Below are 12287 nucleotides of genomic sequence, written 5' to 3'. Positions count from 1 at the left end.
CGTTTACTGGGATTATTTGCGTTACGAGCGTTTCATCATGTCGAAGAAATCGTCGTTCGTTTTAGTCATCGCCAATTTGTTAATGAGGAATTCCATTGCGTCGATTTCGCCCATTGGATGGATGATTTTGCGCAGGATCCACATTTTCTGCAGCTCTTCCTGAGTGGTAAGCAGCTCTTCTTTACGGGTACCGGAACGGTTGTAGTCGATCGCCGGGAAGACGCGTTTTTCTGCGATTTTACGAGAAAGGTGCAGTTCCATGTTGCCTGTACCTTTAAACTCTTCGTAGATAACTTCGTCCATTTTGGAGCCGGTATCGATCAGCGCCGTCGCGATAATGGTCAGGCTACCGCCCTCTTCCACGTTACGCGCCGCACCGAAGAAACGCTTCGGACGATGCAGGGCGTTGGCATCCACACCACCGGTCAGTACTTTACCGGAAGCCGGCACCACGGTGTTGTAGGCACGCGCCAGACGGGTAATGGAATCGAGCAGGATGATCACGTCTTTCTTGTGCTCAACCAGGCGTTTCGCCTTCTCGATAACCATTTCCGCAACCTGAACGTGGCGGGAAGCAGGCTCGTCGAAGGTTGACGCAACCACTTCCCCTTTCACCAGACGCTGCATCTCGGTCACTTCTTCCGGACGTTCGTCAATCAGCAGCACCATCAGCACACAGTCTGGATGGTTGTAAGCAATGCTCTGCGCGATGTTTTGCAGCAGCATGGTTTTACCGGCTTTCGGTGGTGCCACAATCAGACCACGCTGGCCACGACCAATTGGCGATGCCAGATCCAGCACACGAGCGGTTAAGTCTTCAGTAGACCCGTTACCACGCTCCATACGCAAACGAGAGTTCGCGTGCAGCGGCGTTAAGTTCTCGAACAGGATCTTATTGCGGGAGTTTTCCGGTTTGTCGTAGTTGACTTCATTAACCTTCAACAGCGCAAAGTAGCGTTCACCCTCTTTTGGAGGACGAATCTTACCTGAAATGGTGTCACCAGTGCGGAGGTTGAAACGGCGGATTTGGCTAGGGGATACGTAGATGTCGTCAGGGCCGGCGAGGTAGGAGCTGTCTGCAGAGCGGAGGAAACCAAATCCGTCTTGCAGTATCTCCAGCACACCGTCGCCAAAGATATCTTCGCCACTCTTAGCGTGTTGCTTCAGGATGGCGAAAATGATGTCCTGCTTGCGCATACGAGCCTGGTTTTCCAGTCCCATATTTTCGCCGAGAGTGATCAGCTCAGAAACCGGCGTATTCTTTAATTCGGTAAGATTCATAATGGTGTGGGTTCTTAAACTCGGGGTGATTCTCGAACTTAATGTTGTGAATGGTATGGCAGGGTCATCCATGCCTGTTTAGCGGCCATCACCTCATGTCTGTTCGCTGTCTGGTCACAGGGAAAGAACGCAGAACTGAAACGACAAGACGGATTGAGTGACAAGCCCGGAATCTAGCAACTTCACGCACTGTTTAAGTTAACAACGGGAAGTATCGGGTAAAACAAGATTCAAACAACAAGATATGTTTAAAACGTAGTCATAGCTAACTTAGCACGACTAAAGCCGGGCGTCCAGAGCTCACCATTAATTAGGCGCTCTGGACGCTCAGCGGAGAAACCTTACGCCAGGTTAGCGTCCAGGAACTCTTTCAGTTGACCTTTGGACAGTGCGCCCACTTTGGTCGCCGCCACGTCACCGTTCTTGAACAGCAGCAGGGTCGGGATGCCACGGATACCGTATTTTGGCGCGGTGCCCGGGTTCTGGTCGATGTTCAGCTTGGCAACGGTCAGTTTGCCCTGATATTCGTCAGCGATTTCATCCAGAATCGGAGCGATCATTTTGCAAGGACCACACCATTCAGCCCAGAAATCAACGAGGATCAGCCCGTCAGCTTTAAGTACGTCCGTGTCAAAACTGTCGTCAGTCAGGTGAATAATTTTATCGCTCATATATAACTCCACAGGAATAAGCCTGGTACGTTGGTTTTGTCTCCACCAACGACGTGTTGATGTCGCATTAACCAACTAAAGGTTGACTTTATTTCACCGGATACGCTTTCGTAAAGCAATAGTAAGCTGATATTCTACCACACTATGAGCAAAACACATTTAACAGAACAGAAGTTTTCCGACTTCGCCCTGCACCCAAAGGTGATCGAAGCCCTTGAAACTAAAGGGTTTCATAACTGCACGCCCATTCAGGCTCTCGCCCTGCCGCTGACGCTGGCCGGTCGTGATGTTGCAGGGCAGGCGCAAACCGGTACTGGCAAAACGATGGCGTTTTTAACGTCAACGTTTCATTATTTACTTTCTCACCCAGCGATTGCAGACCGCAAAGTTAACCAGCCGCGCGCGCTAATTATGGCCCCGACGCGAGAACTGGCGGTACAGATCCACGCAGACGCTGAGCCCCTGGCGCAAGCCACTGGCCTGAAACTTGGCCTGGCCTATGGCGGCGACGGCTACGATAAACAGCTGAAAGTGCTGGAAAGCGGCGTGGATATCCTGATTGGGACCACCGGCCGTCTTATCGACTACGCCAAACAGAACCATATCAACCTCGGCGCAATCCAGGTCGTGGTGTTGGATGAAGCAGACCGCATGTACGATCTGGGCTTCATTAAAGACATCCGCTGGCTGTTCCGCCGTATGCCTGCGGCAAACCAGCGTCTGAACATGCTGTTCTCCGCAACCCTTTCATACCGCGTACGTGAACTCGCATTCGAGCAGATGAACAATGCGGAATATGTGGAAGTAGAACCGGAGCAGAAAACCGGGCACCGCATTAAAGAAGAGCTCTTCTATCCTTCTAATGAAGAGAAAATGCGCCTGCTGCAAACCCTGATCGAAGAAGAGTGGCCGGATCGCGCGATCATCTTTGCGAACACTAAACACCGCTGTGAAGATATTTGGGGCCACCTGGCGGCAGATGGTCACCGTGTGGGCCTGCTGACCGGCGACGTGGCGCAGAAAAAACGCCTGCGCATTCTCGACGAATTTACTCGTGGCGACCTTGATATTCTGGTCGCGACCGACGTGGCGGCCCGTGGCCTGCACATTCCAGCCGTGACGCACGTCTTTAACTATGACCTGCCAGATGACTGTGAAGACTATGTACACCGTATCGGTCGTACCGGTCGTGCCGGCGCAAGCGGTCACTCCATCAGCCTTGCATGTGAAGAGTATGCGCTGAACCTTCCGGCCATTGAGACCTATATCGGTCACTCTATTCCACAGAGTAAATACAATCCGGACGCGCTGATGAGCGAACTGCCGCCACCTAAGCGCCTTACCCGTCCACGTACCGGTAATGGCCCGCGTCGTTCCGGCGGTGCGCCGCGTAATCGTCGTCGTTCAGGTTAAAAAATGATGCTCAGTTCCACCTCGCTCTATGCGGCAATTGATCTCGGTTCGAATAGTTTTCATATGCTGGTTGTACGCGAGGTGGCGGGAAGCATACAGACGCTGACGCGCATCAAGCGCAAGGTCCGCCTGGCGGCGGGCCTGAGCAGCGATAATCACCTCTCTCCCGAAGCCATGGAACGTGGCTGGCAGTGTCTGCGCCTCTTTGCAGAGCGTCTGCAGGACATACCGCATGCCCAAATCCGCGTTGTCGCGACCGCGACGCTCCGTCTGGCGGTTAATGCCGTCGATTTTATTGCCAAAGCGCAGGAAATTCTCGGCTGCCCGGTGCAAGTCATCAGCGGTGAAGAAGAAGCGCGTCTGATATATCAGGGCGTGGCGCACACTACCGGGGGCGACGATCGCCGTCTGGTGGTGGATATTGGCGGAGCGAGTACTGAACTAGTGACCGGCACGGGTGCCCAGGCGACCTCGCTGTTCAGTCTGTCGATGGGCTGCGTAACCTGGCTTGAGCGCTACTTTACTGACCGCAATCTCGCGCAAGAAAACTTCGACGAGGCTGAAAATGCCGCGCGTGAAGTGCTGCGTCCGGTCATGGACGAACTGCGCTACCACGGCTGGAAAGTGTGTGTTGGGGCGTCAGGAACTGTACAGGCGTTGCAGGAAATCATGATGGCGCAGGGGATGGATGAGCGGATCACGCTTGCTAAACTCCAGCAGCTTAAACAGCGCGCCATTCAATGTGGTCGTCTGGAAGAGCTGGAAATTGAAGGGCTGACGCTCGAACGTGCGCTGGTCTTCCCCAGCGGGCTAGCCATTCTCATCGCCATTTTCACCGAGCTAAACATCCAGTGCATGACCCTGGCAGGCGGCGCACTGCGCGAAGGTCTGGTCTATGGGATGCTGCATCTTTCGGTGGACCAGGACATTCGAAGCCGTACGCTACGTAACGTCCAGCGCCGCTTTATTGTGGATACCGATCAGGCGCAGCGAGTGGGCCAACTGGCATCGCTCTTTGCGGATCAGGTTAAACCACGTTGGGATATCGAACCGTTAAGCCGCGATTTGCTGCTAAGTGCGTGTGCGTTGCATGAAATTGGGCTTAGCGTTGAGTACAAACAAGCGCCGCTACACGCAGCCTGGCTGGTGCGTAATCTCGATTTGCCGGGCTACACTCCCGCGCAGAAAAAATTGCTCGCGACCCTGCTGCTGAATCAAACCAACGCCGTTGACCTCTCTTCACTCCATCAGCAAAATGCTGTACCGCCGCGCGTGGCCGAACATCTCTGCCGCTTACTTCGTCTGGCGATTCTGTTTGCCAGCCGGCGTCGCGACGATCTCCTCCCGGCCATTACGCTGGTGGCAGACGATGAAAAACTGACGCTGACGCTGCCGGAAAATTGGCTAGAAGATCATCCGCTTGGAGCAGAGTTGATCGAGCAGGAGTGCCAGTGGCAGAGCTATGTGCACTGGGCGCTTGATGTGAAGTGACCCTTGAAGCGTGCCGGGGGGCGGCTTCGCCTTACCCGGCCTACAAAATTGTTATCCTTTCTCTTTGGCTTTCGCCAGCATGGCGCGTATGTTCGCCACGTTGGCTTGCCCCTTGTGCATCCGCTCTTCAGCGGTAATAGCTTTACGCTCCTGCTCCCAGATAAGATCGTCCTGAGGCAACTCCAGCAGGAAACGGCTCGGCTCCGGGCGCACCAGCTCACCATACTGACGGCGCTCTTTGCACAGCGTAAACGTCAGCTCTTTCTGCGCACGGGTGATCCCCACGTAGGCCAGACGGCGCTCTTCGTCGACGTTATCTTCATCAATGCTGCTCTGGTGCGGCAGCAGGCCCTCTTCCATCCCCACCAGATAGACATACGGGAACTCCAGCCCTTTCGAGGCATGCAACGTCATCAGCTGGACCTGATCGGCTTCTTCTTCACTCTCGCCGCGCTCCATCATATCGCGCAGCGTGAAGCGGGTGACCACCTGCGTCAGGGTCATCGGCTCGTCAATCTCAGATCCTTCAAGCATTTCGGTCATCCAGCTGAAGAGCTGGTTAACGTTTTTCATGCGCATTTCTGCCGCTTTCGGGCTGGCGGAGGTTTCATACAACCAGGATTCGTAATCAATGCCGTGGATCAGGTCGCGTACTGCCGCCACGGGTTCGCGCTCTGCCAGACGCTGCACCTCACCCAGCCAGTGGGTAAATCGGGTTAAGGCGTCATAGCCGCGCCCGGTCAGGGTCTGGCTCAGCCCCATATCGAAGCTGGCGGTGAACAGACTTTTGTTGCGGGTCATCGCCCATTCACCCAGCTTTTGCAGCGTCGCAGAGCCAATCTCGCGCTTCGGCGTATTTACAATGCGCAGGAAAGCGCTGTCGTCATCCGGGTTGGTCAGCACGCGCAGATAGGCCAGCAGATCCTTGATTTCCGGACGCGAAAAGAACGACGTACCGCCGGAGATTTTGTAGGGGATGCGGTTCTGCATCAGCATCTTTTCAAAGACGCGCGACTGGTGGTTTCCGCGATAGAGGATCGCGTAATCCTTGTATTCAGTTTTGTTGACGAAGTGATGGGCAATCAGCTCGCCGGTTACGCGCTCCGCTTCGTGCTCTTCGTTATTGGCGCTAAGGACTTTCAGCTCGGTCCCGTAACCCAGTTCAGAGAACAGGCGCTTCTCAAAGACGTGCGGGTTGTTGGCAATCAGGATGTTCGCCGCCTTCAGGATACGCCCGGAAGAACGGTAGTTCTGCTCCAGTTTAATCACCTGCAACGCCGGGAAGTCTTTGCTCAGCAGCACCAGGTTTTGCGGACGTGCGCCACGCCATGAGTAAATCGACTGATCGTCATCGCCTACAACGGTAAAACGCGCGCGCTGTCCTACCAGCAGCTTCACCAGCTCGTACTGGCTGGTGTTGGTATCCTGGTATTCATCCACCAGCAGGTAACGAATTTTGTTCTGCCAGCGCTCGCGCACCTCTTCATTCCGCTGAAGCAGCAGCGTCGGCAGCAGGATCAGATCGTCGAAATCCAGTACGTTGCAGGCTTTCATATGCGCGTCGTACAGGCCATAGCAGTGGGCAAAGATGCGGTCACGCTCGCCTTTGGCACTTGCCGCAGCCTGGGCCGGCGTCATCAGATCGTTTTTCCAGTTCGAGATCGTCGAGATCAGCTGTTGCAACAGCACTTTGTCATCTTCGATCAGCCCTTCCGTCAGCTCTTTGAGCAGCGCCACCTGGTCGGTGTCATCAAAGAGCGAAAAGTTGGACTTCATTCCCAGCGCCGCGTATTCGCGCTTGATGATATCCAGACCCAGCGTGTGGAAGGTGGAGATCATCAGCCCGCGCGCCTCTTTACGGCCCAGCGTCTGGCCGACGCGCTCTTTCATCTCACGCGCCGCTTTGTTGGTAAAGGTGACCGCCGCGATATGGCGCGCCTGGTATCCACAACCCCGAATTAAGTGGGCGATTTTGTTGGTGATCACGCGTGTTTTACCGGATCCCGCTCCCGCCAGCACCAGGCAGGGTCCGGTGACGAATTCGACAGCTTGTTGTTGTCCGGGGTTTAAACGCATAAATGATCACTCAATGAAAGTCGGGAGAGGAGGAAAAACGCGTGGTAGTATACCGATCGTAAACTCGTTGACTCAAGGCACGATCATGGCAAAAACAGCAGCAGCACTGCATATCCTTGTTAAAGAAGAAAAACTGGCACAGGATCTGCTCGAACAGATTAAAAACGGCGCCGACTTCGGCAAACTGGCGAAGAAACACTCGATTTGCCCGTCAGGCAAACGCGGTGGTGACTTAGGCGAGTTCCGCCAGGGCCAGATGGTCCCGGCGTTTGATAAAGTGGTTTTCTCCTGCCCGGTGCTGGAGCCAACCGGCCCACTGCATACGCAGTTCGGCTATCACATTATCAAAGTGTTATACCGCAACTAATCAAAAGCCCGGTGCATTAACTCACCGGGCTTTTTTATTTGAGTGTTCCAGCGTTCAGATACCGTCGCCGTATTCGAAGGTGTGGTGAATACCGTTAAAGTGCTGATCCATATCCATCGACGGTTTATCGCTGTCTGGCTTACCGACGATGCGCGCCGGGACGCCAGCGGCGGTGGTGTGCGGCGGTACAGGCTGGAGCACAACCGATCCCGCGCCAATCTTTGCGCCGCGTCCGACTTCAATATTGCCAAGGATTTTAGCACCCGCGCCGATCATCACCCCTTCACGAATTTTCGGATGGCGATCGCCGCTGGTTTTACCTGTACCGCCCAGCGTAACGGATTGCAGAATCGACACGTCATCTTCGATCACCGCCGTTTCACCGACAACAATGCCGGTGGCGTGATCGAGCATGATCCCGCGGCCAATTTTCGCCGCCGGGTGAATATCGACCTGGAAGGTCACGGAAACCTGGTTTTGCAGGAAGATGGCCAGCGCGCGGCGTCCCTCATTCCATAACCAGTGGCCGATGCGGTACGCCTGTAAGGCGTGGAAGCCTTTGAGATACAGCAGCGGCGTGGAGTATTTATCCACCGCCGGGTCACGCGTGCGCACGGCCTGAATATCGCAGGCGGCAGAAGCAATCATTTCCGGATCGGCAGCGTAGGCCTCTTCCACCACCTCGCGAATAGCGATAGCAGGCATGATAGGGGAAGCCAGTTTATTGGCGAGCATGTAGCTCAGGGCGCTGCCGAGATTTTCGTGCTTGAGTAGCGTCGCGTGATAAAAACTGGCCAGCATGGGCTCACAGTCGGCCAACGCTCGGGCTTCGGCTTTAATATTATTCCAGACGATATCCAGTTCTTCACACGGCATTGCTTGCTCCAGACGATAGTTAATGACCAGCCAGTTCTGCGCTGGCTGGGTCATTCAGGTGACGATACTTCCCGGCTAATTGCTGCTGCGCTCGTCCTTGCGCGCACGACCTAATAAGGTCAATGCTGCCTCGCGCGCATTTTTTCCGCAATACAATACCTGATAAATTTCCTCGGTTATTGGCATTTCGACACCGAAACGATGCGCCAATTCGCGAACTTCTTTGGTATTGCGATAGCCTTCAACCACCTGACCAATCTTCTCCTGCGCGCTTTTGACATCGCTACCCTGTCCGAGCATCATGCCAAAGCGGCGGTTACGCGACTGGTTGTCGGTGCAGGTCAGCACCAGATCGCCCAGCCCAGCCATTCCCATAAAGGTGGCCGGATCGGCGCCCAGCGCTTCTCCCAGGCGTGACATTTCGGTCAGGCCACGGGTGATCAGCGCCGTACGCGCATTCGCGCCGAAGCCGATGCCGTCAGACATCCCGGCCCCGATGGCAATGACGTTCTTCACCGCGCCGCCCAGCTGTACGCCGATAAAATCAGGGTTGCTGTACACGCGGAAGCTTTTGCCGCAGTGCAGCAGTTGCTGAAGATCGTCGGAAAATGCCTGGTCGGTGGACGCCAGCGAGATCGCCGTCGGCAAGCCCGCAGCCAGCTCTTTGGCGAATGTCGGCCCGGAGATCACCGCCAGCGGGATCGCTGTTCCCAGCGCTTCGCGGGCAACGTCCTGCAACAGACGTCCGGTTTCCGCTTCCAGCCCTTTCGTCGCCCACACAATACGCGCATCCGCACGCATCAGCGGCTTAATCTGACGCAGGACTTCGCCAAACACATGGCTTGGCACCACAATCAAAATATTGCGGCTGGCCGCCAGCGCGGTCGCGAGGTCGCTTTCCAGATACAGTGAGTCAGGGAACGGAACGTCCGGGAGAAACGCCACGTTGCAGCGGTCGTGTTGCAACGTCGCGATATGTTTTGGATCGTGGCCCCACAGGACCACGTCGTGACCATTTCTTGCCAGTGTGATGGCAAGAGCGGTGCCGTAAGAGCCGGCACCGATCACAGTCATTGACGCATTAACAGTGCTCATCAGGCATCCTGATGTTGTTCGGCACCTTCGCCAGCCTGCTGCTGTAGATAGTTCATAAACAGCGCATCAAAGTTGACTGGCGCAAGGTTCAGTTGCGGGAATGTACCGCGAGAAACCAGGCTGGTGATGCATTCACGCGCATACGGGAACAGGATGTTCGGGCAGTATGCACCCAGGCAATGCGCCATCTGGTTACCTTCGATGCCGCCGATAGAGAAGATACCGCCCTGCTGTACTTCGCACAGGAATGCAGTTTCTTCGCCCAGGGAGGCGGTCACGGTGACACGCAGTACGACTTCATACACGTCATCCGCCAGCTGGGTGGATGCGGTATCCAGATCAAGTTTAACCTCTGGCTGCCAGTCTTTCTGGAAAACGTGCGGCGCATTTGGCGCTTCGAAAGAGACATCCTTGGTGTAGATGCGCTGGATCTGGAAAGTCATCTCGGTGTTGTTTTGTTCTGACATGGAAAAACCCTTTTTAATTGTCCTAAAGTCTCTAGCTCAGCAGCGGATCGAGTCCACCGCGGGCGTCGAGCGCATACAAGTCATCACAGCCGCCAATGTGCTGCGCATCAATAAAAATCTGTGGAACCGTTGTGCGACCACTGCGTTGGATCATCTCTTCGCGTTTAATCGCGTCACCATCAATCGGCAGTTCCTTAAACGTTACGCCTTTGCTGGACAGCAGCGCTTTCGCTCGGTGGCAGAACGGGCACGTTGCTTTGGTGTAGATCTCAATATTGGCCATCACTTAACTCCTTATTTACCGCGCACTAAAGGAAGATTCTCCCCGCTCCAGCCGGAGATGCCTTCTTTCAGCACCGTTACGTTTTCAAAGCCTGCTTTATGCAGTGCGTTGGCAGATTCCTGCGCCTGCATGCCAGTGCCGTCAACAACAATAATCGGCTGGGCTTTATGCTTCTCCAGCTCACCAATGTTGTTCGCTTTAATTTCCGCTGGCAGCAGGTTGATAGCACCTGCAATATGGCCCTTGCGGAAATCGTCGCGCTGACGCAGATCGACAACCACGGCGTCCTCTTTGTTGATCAGACGTGTCGCTTCACCGCGGGTGATCACCTTAATTTTAGACGTCAGTCCCTTAAATGTGGTGAACAGTACAGCGACCAGCAGGCCAATCCACGCGATGCTCAGAACCGGGTGGCGGCTAACGAATTGCATAATTTCTTGCATGGGGGGTAACAACTCCCGACTAAGTGATTAAAAAAACCAGGACAGGAGTATACCTGTGCGCTGTGGCAAATACAGCCAGCGACATAAAGCTAATCTATTTTCTGCGGCATGCCACGTAAAAAAAGCCTCAAAATGGCCTGAGAACGGCCTTGCCCCCGCGCTTTCTTTGATCTTCTGCGGCTATTTTATCGATTCAGCTGTAGTAAAATTACGCAAATTTTTTGTCTCTTGAGCATGAGGTTGTCGCAATGTCGGTTTCTAAAAAACCTATGGTACTGGTGATTCTGGATGGCTATGGCTACCGTGAAGATCAACAGGATAACGCCATTTTCAACGCCAAAACCCCGGTTATGGATGCGCTATGGGCAAAACGTCCCCACACCCTGATTGATGCGTCTGGTCTGGAAGTCGGCCTGCCGGATCGTCAGATGGGCAACTCTGAAGTGGGTCACGTTAACCTGGGCGCAGGCCGTATCGTTTATCAGGACCTGACGCGCCTGGACGTTGAAATCAAAGAACGTACATTCTTTGCCAACCCAACGCTCACCGGAGCGGTTGATAAAGCCGTTGCCGCAGGCAAGGCCGTTCACATTATGGGCCTGCTCTCTGCGGGCGGCGTTCACAGCCACGAAGATCACATCATGGCGATGGTAGAGCTGGCCGCCGAGCGCGGTGCGGAAAAAATCTATCTGCACGCCTTCCTGGATGGTCGCGATACGCCGCCACGCAGCGCAAAAGGTTCTCTGAAAGCCTTTGAAGATAAATTTGCCGCACTGGGCAAAGGCCGCGTGGCATCCATCGTTGGCCGTTACTATGCCATGGACCGCGACAACCGCTGGGACCGCGTTGAGCAAGCCTATGATCTGCTGATCCTGGCAAAAGGCGAGTTCCAGTTCCCGACCGCCGTTGAAGGCCTGGAAGCGGCTTACGCGCGTGATGAAAACGACGAATTTGTGAAGGCAACCGTGATCCGCGCTGAAGGCCAGGCCGATGCCGCTATGGAAGATGGCGATGCGCTGATCTTCATGAACTTCCGTGCTGACCGCGCGCGCGAAATCACCCGCGCCTTCGTCAACAGCGATTTCGACGGTTTCGCCCGTAAGAAAGTGGCGAAGATCGATTTCATCCAGTTGACCGAGTATGCAGCGGATATCAAAGCCCCATGCGCGTATCCACCCGCTTCCCTGGAAAATACCTTCGGCGAGTGGATGGCGAAAAACGATAAAACGCAGCTGCGCATCTCCGAAACTGAGAAGTATGCGCACGTGACCTTCTTCTTTAACGGGGGCGTAGAAGAGCCGTTTAAAGGCGAAGACCGCATCCTGATTAACTCACCGAAAGTCGCCACATACGATCTCCAGCCAGAAATGAGCTCTGCGGAGCTGACCGAAAAACTGGTGACCGCGATCGAAAGCGGTAAATACGACACCATCATCTGTAACTATCCGAATGGCGACATGGTGGGCCACACCGGCGTGATGGAAGCTGCCGTTAAAGCGGTTGAAGCGCTGGACCACTGCGTTGAGCAGGTCGCGAAAGCGGTTGAATCCGTGGGCGGCCAGCTGCTGATCACCGCTGACCACGGTAACGCAGAACAGATGCGTGACCCGGCAACCGGTCAGGCGCATACTGCCCATACCAACCTGCCTGTTCCACTGATTTATGTAGGTGATAAGTCAGTGAAAGCAGTGGAAGGCGGCAAGCTTTCCGACATCGCGCCAACCATGTTGTCGCTGATGGGTATGGAAATCCCTGAAGAGATGACTGGCAAGCCGCTGTTCATCGTGGAATAATCGCTCCCCATGAGGGGAAAGGCGATTTTTT

General features: G+C 54.7%; 12 protein-coding genes. 4 read left to right on the top strand and 8 right to left on the bottom strand.

The features are described from left to right. Positions 1 to 21: 21 nt before the first annotated feature. The gene (gene rho, locus ACQG03_RS00800) at positions 22 to 1281 is read right to left on the bottom strand and encodes a transcription termination factor Rho (protein ID WP_001054528.1); all 1260 of its coding nucleotides are present in this window, start codon (positions 1279 to 1281) and stop codon (positions 22 to 24) included. Between the two features lie 341 nt (positions 1282 to 1622). Further along, on the bottom strand, positions 1623 to 1952 hold the full coding sequence (trxA, locus tag ACQG03_RS00795) for a thioredoxin TrxA (RefSeq protein ID WP_006812392.1): 330 nt from the start codon (positions 1950 to 1952) through the stop codon (positions 1623 to 1625). Positions 1953 to 2096: 144 nt separating this feature from the next. Here trxA and rhlB point away from each other — a divergent pair, with 144 nt between their 5' ends. Together rhlB and gppA are read left to right on the top strand one after the other, a co-directional pair. After that, on the top strand, positions 2097 to 3365 hold the full coding sequence (rhlB, locus tag ACQG03_RS00790) for an ATP-dependent RNA helicase RhlB (protein ID WP_022646644.1): 1269 nt from the start codon (positions 2097 to 2099) through the stop codon (positions 3363 to 3365). Positions 3366 to 3371: 6 nt separating this feature from the next. Next, positions 3372 to 4856: a guanosine-5'-triphosphate,3'-diphosphate diphosphatase gene (gene gppA / locus ACQG03_RS00785; protein WP_038416966.1), complete on the top strand. Its 1485-nt coding sequence runs from the start codon at positions 3372 to 3374 to the stop codon at positions 4854 to 4856. Between the two features lie 51 nt (positions 4857 to 4907). Here gppA and rep read toward each other — a convergent pair whose 3' ends face one another. Beyond that, positions 4908 to 6932 carry a DNA helicase Rep gene (rep, locus tag ACQG03_RS00780; RefSeq protein WP_022646642.1) on the bottom strand — a complete coding sequence of 675 codons (2025 nt, stop codon included), beginning with the start codon at positions 6930 to 6932 and terminating at the stop codon, positions 4908 to 4910. A gap of 85 nt (positions 6933 to 7017) precedes the next feature. Between rep and ppiC the strand changes: the two genes are divergently transcribed. Further along, the gene (ppiC, locus tag ACQG03_RS00775) at positions 7018 to 7299 is read left to right on the top strand and encodes a peptidylprolyl isomerase PpiC (protein ID WP_006812396.1); all 282 of its coding nucleotides are present in this window, start codon (positions 7018 to 7020) and stop codon (positions 7297 to 7299) included. A 54-nt stretch (positions 7300 to 7353) separates the two neighbouring features. Here the strand turns inward: ppiC and cysE are convergent, their stop codons facing one another. From cysE to ACQG03_RS00750, 5 genes are all read right to left on the bottom strand, one after another. Continuing rightward, a complete protein-coding gene (gene cysE / locus ACQG03_RS00770) occupies positions 7354 to 8175 on the bottom strand; it encodes a serine O-acetyltransferase (protein WP_022646641.1) in 822 nt (273 codons plus the stop codon). A gap of 75 nt (positions 8176 to 8250) precedes the next feature. Then, positions 8251 to 9270, bottom strand: a complete 1020-nt coding sequence (gene gpsA, locus ACQG03_RS00765; protein ID WP_006812398.1) for an NAD(P)H-dependent glycerol-3-phosphate dehydrogenase — start codon at positions 9268 to 9270, stop codon at positions 8251 to 8253. Further along, on the bottom strand, positions 9270 to 9737 hold the full coding sequence (gene secB, locus ACQG03_RS00760; protein ID WP_003860835.1) for a protein-export chaperone SecB: 468 nt from the start codon (positions 9735 to 9737) through the stop codon (positions 9270 to 9272). Before secB ends, gpsA begins: the two co-directional genes overlap by 1 nt. Positions 9738 to 9768: 31 nt before the next feature. Further along, positions 9769 to 10020, bottom strand: coding sequence for a glutaredoxin 3 (gene grxC, locus ACQG03_RS00755; RefSeq protein ID WP_003860837.1), 252 nt, complete (start codon positions 10018 to 10020; stop codon positions 9769 to 9771). Between the two features lie 11 nt (positions 10021 to 10031). Continuing rightward, the gene (locus ACQG03_RS00750) at positions 10032 to 10463 is read right to left on the bottom strand and encodes a rhodanese-like domain-containing protein (protein ID WP_003860840.1); all 432 of its coding nucleotides are present in this window, start codon (positions 10461 to 10463) and stop codon (positions 10032 to 10034) included. A 248-nt stretch (positions 10464 to 10711) separates the two neighbouring features. Here ACQG03_RS00750 and gpmM point away from each other — a divergent pair, with 248 nt between their 5' ends. Next, positions 10712 to 12256 carry a 2,3-bisphosphoglycerate-independent phosphoglycerate mutase gene (gene gpmM / locus ACQG03_RS00745; RefSeq protein WP_063146892.1) on the top strand — a complete coding sequence of 515 codons (1545 nt, stop codon included), beginning with the start codon at positions 10712 to 10714 and terminating at the stop codon, positions 12254 to 12256. Positions 12257 to 12287: the final 31 nt, after the last annotated feature.

It is taken from the genome of Enterobacter cloacae complex sp. 342H5 (genome assembly GCF_050030905.1).
GTDB lineage: Bacteria > Pseudomonadota > Gammaproteobacteria > Enterobacterales > Enterobacteriaceae > Enterobacter > Enterobacter intestinihominis.
Note: the sequence above shows the minus strand (reverse complement) of the source record. Positions and strands in the feature narration are given on the sequence as shown.

Excerpts from the sequence above, each read along its gene's own strand:
- cysE (WP_022646641.1), bottom strand. The coding sequence starts at position 8,175 with ATGCCGTGTGAAGAACTGGATATCGTCTGGAATAATATTAAAGCCGAA.
- rhlB (WP_022646644.1), top strand. The coding sequence starts at position 2,097 with ATGAGCAAAACACATTTAACAGAACAGAAGTTTTCCGACTTCGCCCTG.
- rep (WP_022646642.1), bottom strand. The coding sequence starts at position 6,932 with ATGCGTTTAAACCCCGGACAACAACAAGCTGTCGAATTCGTCACCGGA.
- gppA (WP_038416966.1), top strand. The coding sequence starts at position 3,372 with ATGCTCAGTTCCACCTCGCTCTATGCGGCAATTGATCTCGGTTCGAAT.
- secB (WP_003860835.1), bottom strand. The coding sequence starts at position 9,737 with ATGTCAGAACAAAACAACACCGAGATGACTTTCCAGATCCAGCGCATC.
- rho (WP_001054528.1), bottom strand. The coding sequence starts at position 1,281 with ATGAATCTTACCGAATTAAAGAATACGCCGGTTTCTGAGCTGATCACT.
- ACQG03_RS00750 (WP_003860840.1), bottom strand. The coding sequence starts at position 10,463 with ATGCAAGAAATTATGCAATTCGTTAGCCGCCACCCGGTTCTGAGCATC.
- gpsA (WP_006812398.1), bottom strand. The coding sequence starts at position 9,270 with ATGAGCACTGTTAATGCGTCAATGACTGTGATCGGTGCCGGCTCTTAC.
- gpmM (WP_063146892.1), top strand. The coding sequence starts at position 10,712 with ATGTCGGTTTCTAAAAAACCTATGGTACTGGTGATTCTGGATGGCTAT.
- trxA (WP_006812392.1), bottom strand. The coding sequence starts at position 1,952 with ATGAGCGATAAAATTATTCACCTGACTGACGACAGTTTTGACACGGAC.
- ppiC (WP_006812396.1), top strand. The coding sequence starts at position 7,018 with ATGGCAAAAACAGCAGCAGCACTGCATATCCTTGTTAAAGAAGAAAAA.
- grxC (WP_003860837.1), bottom strand. The coding sequence starts at position 10,020 with ATGGCCAATATTGAGATCTACACCAAAGCAACGTGCCCGTTCTGCCAC.